We start from the raw sequence: 17,146 nt of genomic DNA, 5'->3' as shown, positions 1-17,146 counted from the left end.
TTGTTTTACTTCTCTAAAAATATAAGCACAGACTCCGCAATTTTCTCATAACCAATTTCTTGATAAATTTTATTCGATATCGGATTCGCTAAATCAGTATATAACGTAGTCGTCTTGTACCCTTCATCTAACATACGTTGACTAAGTGCTGCTACACACTTAGATGCGTATCCCTTTTTCCTTGCTTCTTTCGGCGTATATACAAAATTAACTGTTATATTATTTTTAGTTGGTCTCGTTTTTGCAGCTACAGAAACGAGTTTCCCATCCACTTCCAAACCAAACAGTCGATTTGTAGTTATTAATGTATACGCAGTTTGTTTTGCTTCTTCTTTCGTAGTAGGAAGCTTTACGTCTTCACAAAATTGATATATCCACTGTTCTATTAATGGTAATTCATCATTATTTACCGCTCGAAAAAATCCATTCGCATTACACTTCTTCTTTACTCTGTTCAACTTATACACACCTTGCTCCATTGCAACATGCGTTTTTTTATTTTCTAATACTGCAATCTCTTCCGCTAATTTCTGTACAATTTTCTTATTACCGATCAATCCAGGAATATCCGGATATACTTTCGTTAATTCTTTTGCAAGTTCCTCAATAGTTACTCCCGCAATTTCAGAAGTTGCAACAATGATTTGTTTCTTCTCTTCTGTTTGCAGAAATACAACCGCAATTTCTTCTCCTTGTTTCGCTATCCCCATAAATGTTGGTTGTTGGACCATTTGTAATACACCTAATATGAGATTGTTTTCCTGCTCATTCTTTTCTAGAAATGGTGTAACATCTTCTTTAAAATGAAAAATCTCTTCATATACATGTAATTGAATCATCGACAATCTCTTCTCTCTATTTATATTTTAATTAAGTATTGGCGATTAATTCATTAAATCCCTCTTTTACGATTCAATAATATTCAAAGCTAATGTATTCAAAGCATTTTCAGCTTGTAAAATTCTCTGTTTTTCCTTTTCAAATACATCTTCTTCTTTTCGAAATGACTCTTGTCGATTTTTAATCATACGATTCATTTCTTTTTTACTCGGTCCACCGTATACATTTCTTTTTTGAATAAAAGCTTCTGGCGATATAATTTCTTTCCACTCTTTTTCTAATAAATTTATTTTAAAATGTTCTTGCAAGTACATATTTACCTCTTTGAAGTGTAATTCATGTAGTTCTTTTTTCTGCTCCAATAACATATTTGCAATAGCACTTGCTGCATGATGAGCATGCCGAAATGGAATTTCATAGTTTTTTGTTAAAACATCGGCGAAATCCGTTATCGTTATTGCATGTTTATAGGAACGACTTTTTAACGTTTCTTCTTCTACTTTCATCGTTCGGATCACTGCATTCATCATACAAAAAACACGAATTGCCTTTTCAATCCCTTTATATAAATATGGCTGCAAGTCATCTTCCGTATCGACAATATCACCAAATGGTGTATTATGAATCATTTGAAATACTGTAAATGCTTCTCCTAAAGCACTACTCGTAATTGCACGAGCGTGTTCAATTGAAACCGGATTTCGTTTTTGCGGCATAATACTACTGATTTGTACATATGGCTTTGCAACAGTAATACCGTCATATTCTTTCGTTGCTAACAACAAAAAGTCATGAATCCATCTACTCGTATTCGTCATCATTACCATAAGTAGCGAGCTAACTTCTAATAAATAATCCGCTCCAGCAACAGCATCATATGAGTTCTCAATTACATTTGTAAATCCAAGTAGATGAGCAACTCGTTCTCGTTTAATCGGGAAACTTGTTGTAGAGAGTGCAGCTGCCCCCATTGGAGACTGATTTAAAAGCTGGTACGTTTTTTTCATTCGTTCTAAATCTCTTTGCATCGTATCATAAATTGCTAACGTATAATGACCAAATGTTGTTGGCTGTGCTGGTTGTGTATGTGTATAAGCTGGCATGATCGTTTCCTTATGATCAACGGCAAGTTGCAGTACACTTTCTTGCAATAACAAATGATGTTCTATTAATCGTAATACATATCGCCTTAAACTCATGCGATACATCGTTACGCCCATATCATTTCTACTTCTACCAATATGCATATTACTTACAAAATCGCATTTCGCTTCTTGAGAAATTAAATGTTCGACTAAAAAAAAGAGATCTTCATGCTGCTCTGTATAGAGCAATTGCTCTTCTGGAATTCCCTCTACCTTTTTTAATGCGTGTAATATAACTTTAGCTTCTTCCTTTTTCATTAAATTTTCTTCCGTCAGCATCGTAATATGTGCTTTATGCACTTGAAACATATCTTTCAATAAGTAATTTCTTTGAAAATGAAATACATGTTGTAATACACAATCCACATATGTTTTCCCAGGGAAATCAGCGCCTTCACTCTTTATAAACTCTTCTTTACTTTGTTTCATCACCTTTTCCCCTCTCACCTAAGTATTACTACCCATCATACCCAGAGATAGAAAAAAAGTGCTTGTACATAAAAATAAACTCGGTGCTCTCTGCACCGAGTTTATTTAATAAAAGTCGCATCATACTTATCACTTTGCAACACTTGGAAATGTAAGTTTGCTAAATGTTTCCGTATTTCTGCACTATCGTCTTCATTTAAATTATTCGCCAAAAACACAATCTCCGTACAGTTTCCACGTTTATCCATAGCGTAAACTGCTTTTGTAACCGTCCATGGTGTGTAACCATTCTTTTGCCCCGCATGTCTGAATGTTTTACGGTATTTCTTGGCACTCATGTCTGTTTCAACGATATTTGCCCACACTTTTTCTTCAGCCTCTGTCAAGCCACCTTTATGGTTTGCCTTTTGAAGTAATACCATATAATCATTTGCAGAAGCTGCTGGTAATCTATCTGACCAAATTTTGTCGTAACGTTCCTCTAAATAAAGCGGAATTTCCTTCTGTAATAATGGTCCCTTCTTCTTTAAGCGTTCATGAATAATCATCGCATATTCACGATATTGCTCTTGAGACATTTCTTTTAACTTTTTCTCTATTTTATATTTTGGAACATGTAATTCTTTATGCAAATATCCCGGGATATACAAAGATGAAACGATTGGAAATAGTGGTTGATGTGCAGGAAGTGATAAACTTTGTAAATTTCGATTGATGTTATCTAATCCTAACAATTCCATTAAGTATTCAGCATTTGCATTCGAACTAAACTTAACCATTCCTTTTGCCACTTCTTCTAAAGAAACCGCTCCTTCAGTTATCTTGCCCGTCTTCTCCAAATACTTTTGCCATCTATCTTGTGCACCACCATCTGTATTCGGCACATAATAACGATTCACATCATTAATCGACACGAAACTAGAAGAATCAATTTTCCCTTCAGTAACTTGTTTCGTATATTCAAGCGCCACAATTAATTTCATCGTACTAGCAACTGGCAATACAACATTTGGGTTTACAGAATAAACAACTTTATCATTTCTCTTTACTAGAAGCGCACTATTTTTTTCATCTTTATGTTCTTCAATAAAAGATGCAATATACTGTGCATCATCATTATTTGAACTCCACACTTTTTTCACTAAAAAGTTACCCGATATTAGCAAAACAAAAATACCCACAATTACTGCGCATACTATAGTTTTTTTCAAGTAAAATTCCTCTCCTATTGTGTAACTCTTCTCTATTTATCATTTAAAAACAAAATAATGGAGATGGTCATTTAAATAACCATCTCCATTATTTTAACTTGTATGCTCCTATTATGTCTACGTCATAAATTTCACAAAATCCTCAAGAAACTTTTTATAATGTAACGACCAACCAATTCGCACCCAATTTTTTAATGCTTTTGCATCAGGTTGAGGCCGAAAATCAGCAATACTCTCTCCTTTTGCAATTCCAACTGTATCTACATCGACACGACGATATACATAATCTAAAATGGATGGATTTGCCGCAACCATCATTGTAACGACGTCATGTACTGGACTACCTGTTATTTTCGGGTTTAACTTTTTATATGCTTTATAATAATACGTAAATATCGGCTCGATTAACTTATTAAAACTCGTTTTAGAGTGTTTCGTAATATATTTTACCATTTCCGGTGTAATAATTGCTTCAGATGTAACGTTAAGTGGCACTAATGTCACATTTTTGGCATTTTGCATAACTAATTGTGACGCAATGGGATCACCATGAAAATTCGCCTCTGCGACTGGTGTTACATTGCCAGGCATTAAGAAAGCACCGCCCATTATATAATATTCTTTCACATACTTCATCATCGGCTTTTCTAAAATAAATGCTGTCGCTAATGTTGTTGATCTACCAGCATCGACTATTATTAATTCTCCTTTATATTTTTCAAGAAGATCAAAAAATGTACAAAAAGGCTTTATATTTGGTGAAAAAGTTTTTGGAGGTTTAATTGGCCCTAAACCGTCTGTCCCATGAATTTCTGGATAATACGTCGTAATATCTCCGGATAAAGGAATTTTCGCACCATTAATAACAGGTATATCTTCCCGTCCTGCCATTTGCAATAAATATGCGGCATTACTTGTCGCCTTTTCTTGTGTTACATTTCCATATCCCGTTACTACACCAACAATATCAATATCAGGATGCAACAATCCATACATAATTGCTAAAGAGTCATCAATTCCTGGGTCTCCTAAAAATAACACTTTTTTCATCGACCTCAACTCCATCCCCTCAGTTGTTATTAATTTATGAATAACCGTGGATATACAGAATAAAAAAAGAACAAATTCATAAGAAAAAACGCAGTCTTATAAGGACTAAGTTCTTCAGCTAACCTATACTGTTTTTTTTACAGCACTCATACTTCCAATAACATAAGCGATAAACGCAAAACAAATCGGGAAGACAACTGTATGTATACCGAACGGATTTGGATAGAAAAGATGAATACACATATATGAGCCTACCCCAACTAAAATAGACGCAAGCGCTCCTGTAGCATTTCCTTTCCTCCAATATAACCCTAATACGATTGGCCAAATGAATGCTGCTTCTAATCCACCGAAAGAAAATAAATTTAGCCATATTAAAAAATCTGGTGGTTTAATCGCCGCTGCATAAACGAGTAGTCCTACAATACCAGTAATCCATAAACTTCCTTTTTTTATCGTACTGTCTGCTGCATCTTTATTTATGTAATTTACGTATATATCTTTAATAATTGACGAGCTTACAAGTAATAATAAAGAGTTTACTGTAGACATAATCGCTGCCATCGGTGCAGCTAAGAAAACTCCAGCTAACCAAGGAGGTAACACTTCCATCGCAAGTAGCGGCATTACTTTATCTGGTACCGTTATACCTGGAAGTACTACTCTTGCAAATACACCAGTTAAATGCATACCGATCATAATTGTGCCAACGACAACGGTTCCAATTATTAAAGCTTGATGCATCGCTTTTGAATTTTTATAAGACATGGCACGCACGCTAATTTGCGGTAAGCCGACAACGCCAATTCCAATTAAAATCCAAAATGATGTAACATATGATTTCGTTAAACTGCCATCTGCTCCGAATGGTGTAATTAACTTTGGATTAATTTGAACAAGTTCCTGCATAATCTTTTCAATTCCACCACCAGCAATGACAGTAGCAATTAAAATGATTGTCGTTCCAACTAACATAATGATTCCTAATAATGTATCTGATAGAGCAACTGCACGAAATCCACCAATTAATACGTACACAAGTACAGAAAAAGTAAATAAAAATAGTGCTGTTGTATACGATAGACCCGTTAGTGACTCGATTAATCGTCCACCACCGACCCACTGGGCTACTGTCGCTGAAAATAAAAAGATAATAATACATAACGCAGAAAGTATAACAACTGCTTTATTATTGTATCTCCCTTTTAAATAATCGATAAGAGTAATTGCTTCCATCTTCCTAGCGATAATTGCAAACTTTTTACCGATAACCGTTAAAACGATATAGCCTGTTACAACTTGAATCGCAGATAACAGTACCCATCCAAGCCCCATATTGTAAGCAATACCAGGGCCACCAATAAAGCTACTTGCACTACCGTACGTAGCAATCATTGTCATCGCTAATAATAAACCGCCTAGCTCACGCCCACCAAGAAAATATTCTTGTAAAAATTTATTATGAGCAGTTGCTTGCACACGTCTTGAAGCATATACACCAATTAAAAATACAACGATAAACGAAATTATCATTGGAATGATTACATACCAATTCATCTATTATTCCTCACTTTTTTCTTCCTCATCGAGTGAAATATCTTGAAATACAAAACGAACAACTAAACTAAGTAAAATAACCATAACGATAAATCCAACGATACAGCTATAAAAAAACCATGCGGGAAAACCTAATACATATGTATATTCATTCGGATTTTTACTACCAAGCCCATAAGCAAATCCGTACCATATTATAAAATTAATAATAGCAAGTCCAAGACCAATTAACGCTTCTCTATGGGCTATTCGAAAGCGTGGATCATCATGATAATCTTTCATTTTTACCCCTCCTCTCACGATGTATTATTGTACCATTGTTCTTCTAGTTTTTCCTACTAGAAAGCAAAAACAAGCAGGATTTTTTATAATCATATAGAAGCTTCTCTTACATTACATATTTTTTACAATTGTAACACAAATGAAATTTGAATTTTCAGTATTTCTTAATTATGATTTTAATTAGAGGCTTTCCATCTAGTTTCCACATCCTTGATTTCGGAATAAGCGCCGTCTCGTACTGCGTTTACATTATATTTTCAAGGGGGTTATACAATGAGTCAACTAGCTGTAAATCTTCATGAAAAGGTAGAGAAATTTCTTCAAGGTACAAAAAAGTTATATGTGAATGGATCTTTCATCGAAAGCGCTTCCGGTAAAACATTTAAAACACCTAACCCAGCAACTGGTGAAACTCTTGCCGTCGTTTCTGAAGCTGGTCGCGAAGATATTCATAAAGCTGTAGTCGCAGCTCGTATGGCTTTTGACGAAGGTCCTTGGTCTCGTATGAGCACCGCTGAGCGAAGCCGTCTTATGTACAAGTTAGCTGATTTAATGGAAGAACATAAAGAAGAGCTTGCACAGCTCGAAACATTAGATAACGGAAAGCCAATCCGTGAAACAATGGCAGCAGACATACCACTTGCAATTGAGCATATGCGCTATTACGCTGGTTGGGCTACGAAAATCGTTGGTCAAACAATTCCTGTTTCCGGTGATTACTTTAACTATACACGCCATGAAGCTGTTGGTGTCGTTGGTCAAATTATCCCTTGGAACTTCCCGCTCCTTATGGCAATGTGGAAAATGGGAGCAGCGCTTGCTACAGGATGTACAATCGTTTTAAAACCTGCAGAACAAACTCCACTATCTGCTCTATACTTAGCTGAATTAATTGAAGAAGCTGGATTCCCGAAAGGTGTTATTAATATCGTACCTGGATTCGGTGAATCAGCTGGACAAGCTCTCGTTAATCATCCACTCGTTGACAAAATTGCATTTACCGGTTCTACTCCTGTCGGTAAACAAATTATGCGACAAGCATCCGAAACATTAAAACGCGTTACACTTGAATTAGGAGGTAAATCACCAAATATCATATTGCCAGATGCTGATTTATCTCGCGCGATTCCTGGTGCACTTTCTGGTGTTATGTTTAACCAAGGACAAGTATGCTCTGCTGGATCACGCTTATTTGTTCCGAAGAAAATGTATGATAATGTCATGGCTGATCTCGTCCTCTATTCTAAAAAACTAAATCAAGGTGTCGGTCTTAACCCTGAAACAACAATTGGCCCTCTCGTTTCCGAAGAACAACAAAAACGTGTAATGGGCTACATTGAAAAAGGGATTGAAGAAGGCGCTGAAGTACTTTGCGGAGGAAGTAATCCATTCGATCAAGGCTACTTCGTTTCTCCTACAGTATTCGCTGACGTAAATGATGAAATGACGATCGCAAAAGAAGAAATTTTCGGTCCAGTTATTTCTGCAATACCGTTTAACGATATTGACGAAGTAATTGAACGTGCAAATAAATCACAATTCGGCTTAGCGGCTGGTGTGTGGACAGAAAATGTTAAAACAGCACACTATGTTGCAAGTAAAGTACGTGCAGGTACAGTATGGGTAAACTGTTATAACGTCTTTGATGCAGCATCTCCATTTGGAGGATTTAAACAATCTGGTCTTGGCCGTGAAATGGGATCTTACGCATTAAATAACTATACAGAAGTAAAGAGCGTTTGGCTTAACTTAAATTAATGAGAAAGAACCTGACCTACCTGGTCAGGTTCTTTTCATTATGTATTCCTTTAAACTTGCAGTCCTCCGCTCACATTTAATACTTCACCTGTAATATAAGATGCGTATTCTGATGCTAAAAAGGCTGCTGCGTTCGCAATATCTTCTGGCGTTCCAATTCTACCAACTGGAATAGCGCCAACCATCTTTTCTTTCACTTTATCTGGTATCGTTTTGGTCATATCTGTATCCATAAACCCCGGACAAATCGCATTACAAGTAATACCGAAACTTCCAACTTCTTTCGCTGCTGTTTTCGTTAATCCTACAACTCCTGCCTTTGTAGCCGCATAATTTGCTTGACCTATGTTTCCTTCTCTACTAATTGAAGATATATTAATAATGCGTCCATACCCTTGTTGTCTCATGTAAAGAAGCGCGGGTTGCATACAATAAAAAACTCCAGTTAAATTCACTTGTAATACTTGTTCCCAGGCAGACTTCTCCATTTTATGTAACATTGCGTCTCTTGTAATTCCAGCATTATTCACCAAAATATGTAACGTACCAAATTTTTGAACCGCATATTCAATTAACGACTTTGCTTCATTTTGATTACTCACATCACATCGATATGAGCACACTTCATATCCTTCATCTGATAACTCATGTGTCGTTTTTTGTAGATTCTCTTCATTTACATCGCTAATTAATACTTTCGCCCCTAGTTTTGCATAAACCCTTGCAATCTCTTTTCCAATTCCCTGTGCAGCTCCTGTTACAACAGCTGTTTTCCCATTTAAAAACTCCATTCCTATCCCCCCATTTCTATTACTTATACTGTATATTTCGGCTCCTTGCTTTCCAATTCCTCTTTGTATAAAAAAGTCTATTTGTGTCAAACTAACTTTGCAACGTCGCATAAACGCAAGGAGATTGTGTCGAATGAACAAAAAGAATTTCAAACAAAGCAAAGCAACGGATGGCATTGATGTTGAGTTCTCTCGCGAACTCGCTGACCACAATGACTTAGAAGCAAACGCACGTGCAAATGCCGCTGATGCACGTCAAAAGCGCCAATCAACCGAAAAATAAGGTACATCACAACCTTATTCTTTTCAAAAGGGACCTACTACCCAACAAAATAAACCGAGAGACATCTCTCGGTTTATTTTCTATATTTTTTTGCATAATGAGCCAAAGTAAGCAACGGATATATATGAGCATAACTATGATAACGAATATAAAACCCACCTGGTAAACCTGTTCCAGTAGGATATTTTTCATTTATATAAGAGTTGGAGAGCAAATATGAAATACCTTTTCGAATAACTGGCGTTTCTTTATCATAGTAAGAAATGAGGGCATCTAACGCCCATGCTGTTTGGGATGGTGTACTAAATGGCAAAGTAACAAATCTTTTTTCCACACTACTTTGGCAAGATTCTCCCCAGCCACCATCTTCATGCTGTATATGTTCAAGCCATAAAGCTGCTCGTTTCACTGATGGATCGCTAGATGGTATTCCTAGTGACCGTAAACCAGTCAACACTGCCCACGTACCATATATATAACAAATTCCCCATTTCCCATACCACGATCCATTTTCCTCTTGTACATTCATTAACCAATTTATCGCACTTTGTTTTTGTTTCTCGGGCAATTCATTTTGCGTATACGTTCCGAAAAATTCTAATACTCTTCCTGTAATATCTGGTGTAGAAGGATCTGTAATCATATCACTTGCATTTTCGATTGGTAAATTTGCTAATATACGGCTCGTTACCCCTTTTTCAAAAGCCCCCCAACCACCATCATTATTTTGCAATCCTTTAACCCAATTAACCGCTCGCTTCCAAGCAGTGTCTACATTTTCGTTCCCTCTACTTCGCGCCAATGCTCTTAACGCAGCAGTTGTATCATCAATATCTGGAATCGTCGTATTCACATCCGAAAAACCCCAACCACCTGGGAAGAGATCCGGTGCATGTACACTCCAATCTACTTTCTTCGTTTGCTGTTTTCTTAGTAAATATGCTGATGCATTGTGAATCACTTTACTTGCTTTCGGAACTTGAGCTTCTTGCAAAGCATAACTGAGTAAAGCTGTATCCCATACAGTTGATGGAGAGTTTTGCAAATGGCTCCCTCTCTCCATCTTCCATATATAAGATGTGATTCCCGTTATAGCTTTTTGAATAATTGGTGATTGAATAGAATGTCCTAATGCAAGTAAAGCATAAATCATATAAAACGAGGCAGTTGCGTAGCTATATAATGTTCCATTTTCATCAATACGCTCTTTCATAAAACGTTCTACTTCCTCATATCCTTTATGATGCAAAGAAAGTGGATACGTTATAATTTTCTTCACGTCACTTACTAACGTTTGAAAAACTGGAGACCGATCCTCCCGAAACCATTCTCCGCCCCCGCCTGCAATGTGATTTAAATTTGGCAATAACTTTTTCCCTACTCGAAATCTTTTATTTAAACACAACATCATCGGAATTAAATGAATACGTGCTGAGCTACTCAGTTCAAAAATACTGAGAGGGGAATCATTCTGCAGAAACATAATTGGTGTTGGCAAATGAAAGAGAGAAGGATATTCATATTCTCCATGAATCGCTAATAAAAACTTCGTCATAAAATGAGCACGCGCTACCCCACCGCGCTCATTTATAAACATTTCCGCTCGCTTCATATTCGCATCTTCTTTTGTATATTTTTCCGATGCAAGTAAGGCAGCATAAGATTGAATTGTAGCAGATAAATTACCACCCATTTCATCTTCATACAATTTCCATGTTCCTTCATTTGTTTGAAGTGATGCTAATCTTTTTACAAACGGTTCTATCTCTTTATCTTTACCTAATAATTTTAATAAAAAAATCATATGACAATCTGTTAGTGGCGCTCCTTCAAAACAAAACCGCCACGTACCATCTTGCCGTTGCATTGTTTGAAGTGCAGTTGTTCTTCTCGCTATTTCTTCATGCACTTTTTCATATAATAACAAGTTGCTCACCCACCCTTTCGAAATCCGTATAACGATATTCAAAAAGGTAGCTGAATATGTATAAAAACAAAGAAAAGCAGAACATATAAAATGTTCTGCTCATAAACAATACCCTACTCCGACAATAATCCCTAATAAAGCACCGACTACTACTTCATACGGTGTATGCCCAACAAGTTCATTTAACTTCTTATATTCTGTTTCTCTACCGTGAAAAAAGTCATTCAATATTTTTGCTTGCTTACTTACTGCAAGCCTTACTCCTGAAGCATCATACATAACAATAATGGCAAAAATTGTAGCAACCGCAAACATCGAGCTTTCCACACCTTCCACTACTCCAACTCCTGTAGCAAGCGCTGTAACTGTTGAAGCATGAGAACTTGGCATCCCACCTGAAGCAAAAAACTTTGCAAAATCAAATTCACCTGTTTTAACTAATTTGAAGACTACTTTTGTTAATTGTGCTAAAAACCATGAAATTACAGCTGCCATAAGCGGATCATTATGTAAAATTGTTTCCATGTTCTCAGCTCCTTACTGACTATAATGGAAATTCTATATAATATAAGTATAAAGAAAAATGCGTAGAAAATACTACGCATTATGATACTTTTGCTGATTTATTTTTTATAAATTTCGGTTGTTTCTGCACTAAAAACTTAGTCTTCGCTACCGAGAATACAAATAATGCAACCCATATACAGAAAAATGCAATCATATGAGTAGATGTGAAATGTTCACCAAATACGAATACACCTAAAATTAAGCTAATTGTTGGTGCAATATATTGTAAAAAACCTACCATATAAAGCGGAATAAGTTGGGCTCCTTTTGCAAAATAAAAAAGTGGTAGAGCTGTAACAATACCTGCTCCTATTAATAGTAATGTGGATAACATTGAAATAGATCCAAATGAGCCGAAACCATGGACGCCTGTCATAACAAGGTAAATGATTGCAAGCGGTGTCACTAACATCGTTTCCATCGTAAGTCCAATTGTAGCATCATAGTTTAACAGTTTTTTCGTTAATCCGTATAATCCAAATGAAAAGGCAAGTGAAAGAGAAACCCACGGAATAGATCCGAAACGCACTGTTAAAATGATAACCCCCACTCCAGCTAAACCAACTGCAACATATTGCCAGAAGTTTAACTTTTCCTTTAAAACGACTGTACCAAGTAAAATACTAATAAGCGGATTAATATAATAGCCAAGACTCGCTTCAATAACATGATTATGATTAACGGCCCATATGTAAACAAACCAGTTTCCGCTAATCAAGACTGAAGCTATTGTTAATGACATTAATAATTTAGGTCGTTTAAAAAGATTCACAAATTCCCCAATAAACTGACGAAACCTCTTCGTAACACCTAATACGAGTAACATAAAAACAAATGCCCAAACGATGCGGTGTGCTAATATTTCATCTGCTGGAACTTCCTCAACCCATTTCCAATAAATCGGTAGGATTCCCCACATCGTGTAAGCACCAGCCGCGTATAATATCCCTTTTTTTTGCTCTGCTGATTGACTCCCCATCTTCCTTTTTCTCCTCTTCTCATTTTTTCTCCATTATACGGTCTCACATGCTCACTTTACCAATAATCAATCTGCATTTCTTTCGACATTTCTCATACAACGAATAATAAACATACCGTTATTACAACAAGTAACGGTATGCCGAAAACAAATTTCTTTTTATGAGTTTTATGATGAAACATATACATGCCGATCCAAGCTCCAACTGCTCCTCCAGCTGCCGCCGATAAAAACAACGTACTTTCTGGCGTTCTCCACTGTTTCTTCTTTGCTTTTCGTTTATCAAGCCCCATAAGGCTAAAAGCTATAACGTTAATAATAAGAAAATAAATCCATTTCATCGCTTTCTCTCCTTATGAAAAATTCGATTAATAGTAACACGAAAAAACGACGGAAACAACTGAAGAACTCTTTTTATCCAACTAGTTTCATTCCTTTTTCTTAATTAGCTACCTTCATATTTACATAACCAACTAAAATCGCAGTTAAAACATTTAATATAGAAAAATGTTATGAGTAGAATCTTATATTTCATTACATTCATCCACTACCATATCATCAAAAAAATTGCTCTCAATCACTTTCTCATCAAAACGAAGAACTACAATTAGCCCTACATATAAAGAAACAAAATTTAGAAACCATTCCCCATTCTCATCTTTCTTAGCTAAGCATTTAAATATCTCTTGAAATTGCACACGCTCGTCTGCAGCAACAATGGGACATACACCAAAATATTTCAATACAAGATTCAGCTTCAGCTGTACGGATAATGATAAAATATATTTTAATAGCTTCGTATACTCTGCACTATCTTTTTGACTATACAACTTCACAAGCTTTGGATGTAAATTCGAAATCGATAATTCCTCGTCAGTCACTCTAGTTACTTCTATCGTTTCAATCATCTTTTTCATATCCATCACATTCACCCCTTCTGAAAAAATTCTAAAGCCAAAGAGTACTTAATTCAAAATGTACAACAATTGTGCGTTTCTCGTCTCTCGTTCTTCCTCACTGACTAAATCATACTTTTTTAGGAGGTGAAAAACATCATTTAATAATTTCTGTGAATGAATACCTTGCAAAAAACTCTTTAACTCTTTAAAGATCCCTTCAGGTAAAAAATTCTTTTGACTTTCAAGCTTATTCATCACATCTTCAATAGAATGATCAATGTTACATGCCATACTAAACTTCCCCCTCTATCCTCTATAAATAATATCCTCAGCTAACGATGTAAACACTTCTCCAACAAGAGAATCTTCATCATATACAGATGAACCATTATTTTCTTCACGTTTCGCAAAAGGTATTTTGGCAATTACTTCTGTTTGCAATTGTTCTGCAAGCATTTCGCCGCCGCCTTTTCCGAAGAGATAATTTTTCGATCCATCTTGTTCTTCATAATAAGCCATATTTTCCACAATACCTAAAATCTCATGCTTCGTATGTTTTGCCATTACACCAACTCTTGAAGCAACGAATGAAGCTATATTGTGCGGAGTTGTAACAATTATTTCTTTCGCTTGCGGAATCATCGCTGCAACATCAATCGCAACATCTCCTGTACCTGGTGGTAAATCAAGTAATAAATAATCTAATTCTCCCCAGTGCGTATTCGCAAGGAAATTTTGAATCCATTTATTTAGCATCGGTCCGCGCCACATCACTGGGTTATTTCCTTCTGTAAAGAATCCCATCGACATGATTTTAACACCGTGACTAATGACTGGAATTGCCGTTTGATCAATCATCGTTGGTTTCTTATTCGTTTCCATCATAGCTGGAATACTAAAACCATATATATCTGCATCTAATATCCCCACTTTTTTGCCCATACGAGCTAGTGCAGTTGCAAGATTAATTGTCACCGTTGATTTTCCAACTCCGCCTTTTCCGCTCGTTACAGTAATAAAACGTACTCCTGAATCCGGGCGAAGCATGCTCGGCATACCAGTTTCTGTTCTAGTATTTTTCTTTAACTTCTCTGTTAAAGCTGCACGTTCTTCTTGTGTCATAGAACCAAATGTTACCTCCACTTTAGAGACACCAATTGCGTGAAGCGATTCTTCAATATCTTGTTGAATTTTTGCTTTTAACGGACAACCTAGGATTGTTAGTACTACTTCAAGTTTAACCTCTGTTCCGTTCATTTTTATATTTCTAACCATATTTAATTCTACAACACTTTTGTGTAACTCTGGATCCTCTACATGTTTTAATGCATTCATTATTTGTTCTTGAGTAAGCATAGAACTCATCCCTTCTCTTATTCTAATTTATATACAACATTTTCTTGGCACTTCATCTGGTGAAAAAGCTTATTATCCCCCGCTAACGGGTGGGATTAATGCGACTATATCTCCGGCTTCTATCATCTCTTCATTCATTACAAACTCTTCATTAACAGCCACCATCACTTTATCCAGCGATTGTAAACAATAGCTGGCTTTGAGCCATTCTTTTAATTGCTGCACTGTCATTTCTTGCTTTTCTGAAATCACTAATCGATCCAACCCAACTTCCTCACGCAAATTTGCAAACAGTAAAATTGTAATCATTTTCTCATTCTTCCTTCTTTGGTTTTCCTTCTGAATATGGTGTGTTTTCAAGTTGATCTCCAACCCACATCGTTCCATCTTCCCAAAATTCTTTTTTCCAAATTGGAACGATTCGTTTTATACGTTCAATCGCGTACTCATTCGCTTCATAAGCTACTTTACGATGCGGTGATGAAACTGCAATGACTACTGCAATATCCATTATTTCTAGCCGCCCTACACGGTGCGTAATTGCTACTTTTGTATCCGGCCATCTTTCACAAATTTCTTCTCCAATTCTCATAAGTTGTTTTACTGCCATCGGTTTATATGCTTCATACTCTAAATGTAGCGTTCGTTTTCCTTTTGTTAATTCTCTCACCGTACCAATAAATGTTGTAATCGCACCTGCTTCTCTTCTTGCGACTTTATTCGTTACTTCTTCAACTAAAATCGGATTATCTACAATCTCAAATAGCACTTGTTCCATTAAAACCACCTCTCACTTTATGAAATGTCCAAGGCCATTCACTACCTTCGTTATCTTCTAATAAAAGAACATCGACAAACATATCTTTTTTATATCCTCTTGTCCCGCCCGGCAATACGATAAACGCGTTGGATTCTGCCAATGAAGAAACTGAGCTAGATTTATCAAACCCTGATGGATAAGCGATTAATTTCCCCTCATCATATTGCAGTTTTGCTCGTACAAATCTTGTAAATGGATTCGGTTTTAGAAAATCTTCTCCTAATAACGCTTTTTCTCTTTTTAAATGTACTTTTTCACTAAACATATACGTCCGAATACACGGTCTTACGAATAATTCAAACCCTACGTAACAAGCTGATGGATTCCCTGATAAACCAAATAATAACTTGCCATTTAATTGTGCTACAGTCGTAACACTTCCTGGTTGCATTGCAACTTTATTAAAAAGAACAGATGCACCTAACTTTTCGTAAATAGCTGGTAAATAATCATAATCTCCTACTGATACACCGCCCGTTGTAATTAACATATCTACTTGGCCAAGCGCTTCTTTCACAGCTGTAAAACACGTATTAAAATCATCACTAAACTTCCCAAAACATTTTACTCTTCCGCCCGCTCTTCGAATTTGAGACAATATCATGTACGTATTACTGTTTCGGATTTTCCCTGGCTGTAATGAATCATTGACATCCAGTAATTCACTCCCAGTCGCTAACAGTCCAATTACAGGCTTTCTCGCAACTGGTACTTCACTATAACCGAATGTAGCAAGAAGAGCTGAAATACCTGGATTAATGTACGATCCCTTCTTTGCAAGAACTGTTCCTTTACGAGCATCTTCACCTTGAAAAGAAATATTGTCGCCCGTTTTGAATGATCGCTTCACTTCCATATAATTGTTGCCATTCTTCTCATATTGACGAGTCAGCTCTAACATAACAATCGCATCACACCCATTCGGAATTTGTGCTCCTGTCATAATTCGAACTGCTTGAAATGGACCTACTTTCTCATGGAATAGCGATCCTGCACCAATTTCACCCACTACTTCAAATACAATTGGCGTTTCATAACTTGCTAAATTAGTATCTTCTGCTCGAATAGCAAATCCGTCATACGGCGAACGATTAAATGACGGTATATCATGGTCAGCTACTAAATCCTCTGCTAATATACGTCCATAAGCTAATTCAATTGGTAATAGCTCCTTTAAGCCCTTATCAGCAAATCCCATCACTTTACAAACAGCTTCTTCAACCGTAATTGGCACTCTTCTTTCCATTGTTAA

At 36.3% G+C, this 17,146-nt stretch carries 19 protein-coding genes; 2 read left to right on the top strand and 17 right to left on the bottom strand.

Annotated features, from left to right (window positions below; all coding sequences use genetic code 11):
• Positions 1 to 5: 5 nt before the first annotated feature.
• The 6 genes from MKY38_RS04570 to MKY38_RS04545 all read right to left on the bottom strand — a co-directional run bounded on the left by MKY38_RS04570 (position 6) and on the right by MKY38_RS04545 (position 6,514).
• Complete coding sequence (locus MKY38_RS04570; protein WP_000615383.1) at positions 6 to 839, bottom strand: GNAT family N-acetyltransferase; 834 nt, start codon at positions 837 to 839, stop codon at positions 6 to 8.
• 66 nt (positions 840 to 905) lie between these two features.
• Positions 906 to 2,414 carry an argininosuccinate lyase gene (gene argH, locus MKY38_RS04565; RefSeq protein WP_025708950.1) on the bottom strand — a complete coding sequence of 503 codons (1,509 nt, stop codon included), beginning with the start codon at positions 2,412 to 2,414 and terminating at the stop codon, positions 906 to 908.
• 101 nt (positions 2,415 to 2,515) lie between these two features.
• On the bottom strand, positions 2,516 to 3,625 hold the full coding sequence (locus MKY38_RS04560; protein ID WP_000751366.1) for a serine hydrolase: 1,110 nt from the start codon (positions 3,623 to 3,625) through the stop codon (positions 2,516 to 2,518).
• Positions 3,626 to 3,742: 117 nt separating this feature from the next.
• The gene (locus MKY38_RS04555) at positions 3,743 to 4,675 is read right to left on the bottom strand and encodes a nucleoside hydrolase (RefSeq protein ID WP_000756457.1); all 933 of its coding nucleotides are present in this window, start codon (positions 4,673 to 4,675) and stop codon (positions 3,743 to 3,745) included.
• Positions 4,676 to 4,798: 123 nt separating this feature from the next.
• The gene (panF, locus tag MKY38_RS04550) at positions 4,799 to 6,232 is read right to left on the bottom strand and encodes a sodium/pantothenate symporter (protein ID WP_001104820.1); all 1,434 of its coding nucleotides are present in this window, start codon (positions 6,230 to 6,232) and stop codon (positions 4,799 to 4,801) included.
• A gap of 3 nt (positions 6,233 to 6,235) precedes the next feature.
• Positions 6,236 to 6,514, bottom strand: coding sequence for a YhdT family protein (locus tag MKY38_RS04545; protein WP_000656239.1), 279 nt, complete (start codon positions 6,512 to 6,514; stop codon positions 6,236 to 6,238).
• Between the two features lie 273 nt (positions 6,515 to 6,787).
• On the opposite strand from MKY38_RS04545, the gene dhaS reads away from it, so the two are divergent.
• Positions 6,788 to 8,272, top strand: coding sequence for an aldehyde dehydrogenase DhaS (dhaS, locus tag MKY38_RS04540; RefSeq protein WP_000080281.1), 1,485 nt, complete (start codon positions 6,788 to 6,790; stop codon positions 8,270 to 8,272).
• Positions 8,273 to 8,322: 50 nt separating this feature from the next.
• Here the strand turns inward: dhaS and fabG are convergent, their stop codons facing one another.
• The gene (gene fabG / locus MKY38_RS04535) at positions 8,323 to 9,063 is read right to left on the bottom strand and encodes a 3-oxoacyl-ACP reductase FabG (RefSeq protein ID WP_025708953.1); all 741 of its coding nucleotides are present in this window, start codon (positions 9,061 to 9,063) and stop codon (positions 8,323 to 8,325) included.
• A gap of 133 nt (positions 9,064 to 9,196) precedes the next feature.
• Here fabG and MKY38_RS04530 point away from each other — a divergent pair, with 133 nt between their 5' ends.
• Positions 9,197 to 9,346, top strand: a complete 150-nt coding sequence (locus MKY38_RS04530; RefSeq protein ID WP_001035815.1) for a YfhD family protein — start codon at positions 9,197 to 9,199, stop codon at positions 9,344 to 9,346.
• Positions 9,347 to 9,419: 73 nt separating this feature from the next.
• On the opposite strand, the gene MKY38_RS04525 is transcribed toward MKY38_RS04530, so the two are convergent.
• The 10 genes from MKY38_RS04525 to MKY38_RS04480 all read right to left on the bottom strand — a co-directional run bounded on the left by MKY38_RS04525 (position 9,420) and on the right by MKY38_RS04480 (position 17,140).
• Complete coding sequence (locus MKY38_RS04525) at positions 9,420 to 11,273, bottom strand: terpene cyclase/mutase family protein (protein WP_341048194.1); 1,854 nt, start codon at positions 11,271 to 11,273, stop codon at positions 9,420 to 9,422.
• A gap of 99 nt (positions 11,274 to 11,372) precedes the next feature.
• On the bottom strand, positions 11,373 to 11,798 hold the full coding sequence (locus MKY38_RS04520; protein ID WP_000447820.1) for a divergent PAP2 family protein: 426 nt from the start codon (positions 11,796 to 11,798) through the stop codon (positions 11,373 to 11,375).
• Between the two features lie 79 nt (positions 11,799 to 11,877).
• The gene (gene rarD / locus MKY38_RS04515) at positions 11,878 to 12,819 is read right to left on the bottom strand and encodes an EamA family transporter RarD (protein ID WP_065224131.1); all 942 of its coding nucleotides are present in this window, start codon (positions 12,817 to 12,819) and stop codon (positions 11,878 to 11,880) included.
• A gap of 92 nt (positions 12,820 to 12,911) precedes the next feature.
• Positions 12,912 to 13,160, bottom strand: coding sequence for a DUF1294 domain-containing protein (locus tag MKY38_RS04510; protein WP_000871349.1), 249 nt, complete (start codon positions 13,158 to 13,160; stop codon positions 12,912 to 12,914).
• A gap of 183 nt (positions 13,161 to 13,343) precedes the next feature.
• Positions 13,344 to 13,742, bottom strand: coding sequence for a hypothetical protein (locus MKY38_RS04505; protein ID WP_065224130.1), 399 nt, complete (start codon positions 13,740 to 13,742; stop codon positions 13,344 to 13,346).
• Positions 13,743 to 13,784: 42 nt separating this feature from the next.
• The gene (locus tag MKY38_RS04500) at positions 13,785 to 14,009 is read right to left on the bottom strand and encodes a hypothetical protein (RefSeq protein ID WP_000752375.1); all 225 of its coding nucleotides are present in this window, start codon (positions 14,007 to 14,009) and stop codon (positions 13,785 to 13,787) included.
• A gap of 15 nt (positions 14,010 to 14,024) precedes the next feature.
• A complete protein-coding gene (locus tag MKY38_RS04495; RefSeq protein ID WP_078439713.1) occupies positions 14,025 to 15,074 on the bottom strand; it encodes a P-loop NTPase in 1,050 nt (349 codons plus the stop codon).
• A 72-nt stretch (positions 15,075 to 15,146) separates the two neighbouring features.
• Positions 15,147 to 15,383, bottom strand: a complete 237-nt coding sequence (moaD, locus tag MKY38_RS04490; RefSeq protein WP_065224128.1) for a molybdopterin converting factor subunit 1 — start codon at positions 15,381 to 15,383, stop codon at positions 15,147 to 15,149.
• A 4-nt stretch (positions 15,384 to 15,387) separates the two neighbouring features.
• Positions 15,388 to 15,852, bottom strand: a complete 465-nt coding sequence (locus MKY38_RS04485; RefSeq protein ID WP_065224127.1) for a molybdenum cofactor biosynthesis protein MoaE — start codon at positions 15,850 to 15,852, stop codon at positions 15,388 to 15,390.
• On the bottom strand, positions 15,833 to 17,140 hold the full coding sequence (locus tag MKY38_RS04480) for a molybdopterin molybdotransferase MoeA (RefSeq protein WP_341048188.1): 1,308 nt from the start codon (positions 17,138 to 17,140) through the stop codon (positions 15,833 to 15,835). Before MKY38_RS04480 ends, MKY38_RS04485 begins: the two co-directional genes overlap by 20 nt.
• Positions 17,141 to 17,146: the final 6 nt, after the last annotated feature.

This window comes from Bacillus sp. FSL R5-0585 (genome assembly GCF_038004545.1).
Lineage (GTDB): Bacteria > Bacillota > Bacilli > Bacillales > Bacillaceae_G > Bacillus_A > Bacillus_A cereus.
The sequence above is the reverse complement of the archived record's forward strand: the minus strand, read 5'-3'. Positions and strand labels throughout refer to the sequence as shown.

What these genes read in the sequence shown, in the direction of transcription:
- fabG (WP_025708953.1), bottom strand. Translation starts at nt 9,063, where the DNA reads ATGGAGTTTTTAAATGGGAAAACAGCTGTTGTAACAGGAGCTGCACAG.
- MKY38_RS04485 (WP_065224127.1), bottom strand. Translation starts at nt 15,852, where the DNA reads ATGGAACAAGTGCTATTTGAGATTGTAGATAATCCGATTTTAGTTGAA.
- MKY38_RS04510 (WP_000871349.1), bottom strand. Translation starts at nt 13,160, where the DNA reads ATGAAATGGATTTATTTTCTTATTATTAACGTTATAGCTTTTAGCCTT.
- rarD (WP_065224131.1), bottom strand. Translation starts at nt 12,819, where the DNA reads ATGGGGAGTCAATCAGCAGAGCAAAAAAAAGGGATATTATACGCGGCT.
- panF (WP_001104820.1), bottom strand. Translation starts at nt 6,232, where the DNA reads ATGAATTGGTATGTAATCATTCCAATGATAATTTCGTTTATCGTTGTA.
- MKY38_RS04495 (WP_078439713.1), bottom strand. Translation starts at nt 15,074, where the DNA reads ATGCTTACTCAAGAACAAATAATGAATGCATTAAAACATGTAGAGGAT.
- MKY38_RS04530 (WP_001035815.1), top strand. Translation starts at nt 9,197, where the DNA reads ATGAACAAAAAGAATTTCAAACAAAGCAAAGCAACGGATGGCATTGAT.
- MKY38_RS04520 (WP_000447820.1), bottom strand. Translation starts at nt 11,798, where the DNA reads ATGGAAACAATTTTACATAATGATCCGCTTATGGCAGCTGTAATTTCA.
- MKY38_RS04500 (WP_000752375.1), bottom strand. Translation starts at nt 14,009, where the DNA reads ATGGCATGTAACATTGATCATTCTATTGAAGATGTGATGAATAAGCTT.
- MKY38_RS04505 (WP_065224130.1), bottom strand. Translation starts at nt 13,742, where the DNA reads ATGGATATGAAAAAGATGATTGAAACGATAGAAGTAACTAGAGTGACT.
- MKY38_RS04570 (WP_000615383.1), bottom strand. Translation starts at nt 839, where the DNA reads ATGATTCAATTACATGTATATGAAGAGATTTTTCATTTTAAAGAAGAT.
- moaD (WP_065224128.1), bottom strand. Translation starts at nt 15,383, where the DNA reads ATGATTACAATTTTACTGTTTGCAAATTTGCGTGAGGAAGTTGGGTTG.
- MKY38_RS04480 (WP_341048188.1), bottom strand. Translation starts at nt 17,140, where the DNA reads ATGGAAAGAAGAGTGCCAATTACGGTTGAAGAAGCTGTTTGTAAAGTG.
- MKY38_RS04555 (WP_000756457.1), bottom strand. Translation starts at nt 4,675, where the DNA reads ATGAAAAAAGTGTTATTTTTAGGAGACCCAGGAATTGATGACTCTTTA.
- MKY38_RS04545 (WP_000656239.1), bottom strand. Translation starts at nt 6,514, where the DNA reads ATGAAAGATTATCATGATGATCCACGCTTTCGAATAGCCCATAGAGAA.
- dhaS (WP_000080281.1), top strand. Translation starts at nt 6,788, where the DNA reads ATGAGTCAACTAGCTGTAAATCTTCATGAAAAGGTAGAGAAATTTCTT.
- argH (WP_025708950.1), bottom strand. Translation starts at nt 2,414, where the DNA reads ATGAAACAAAGTAAAGAAGAGTTTATAAAGAGTGAAGGCGCTGATTTC.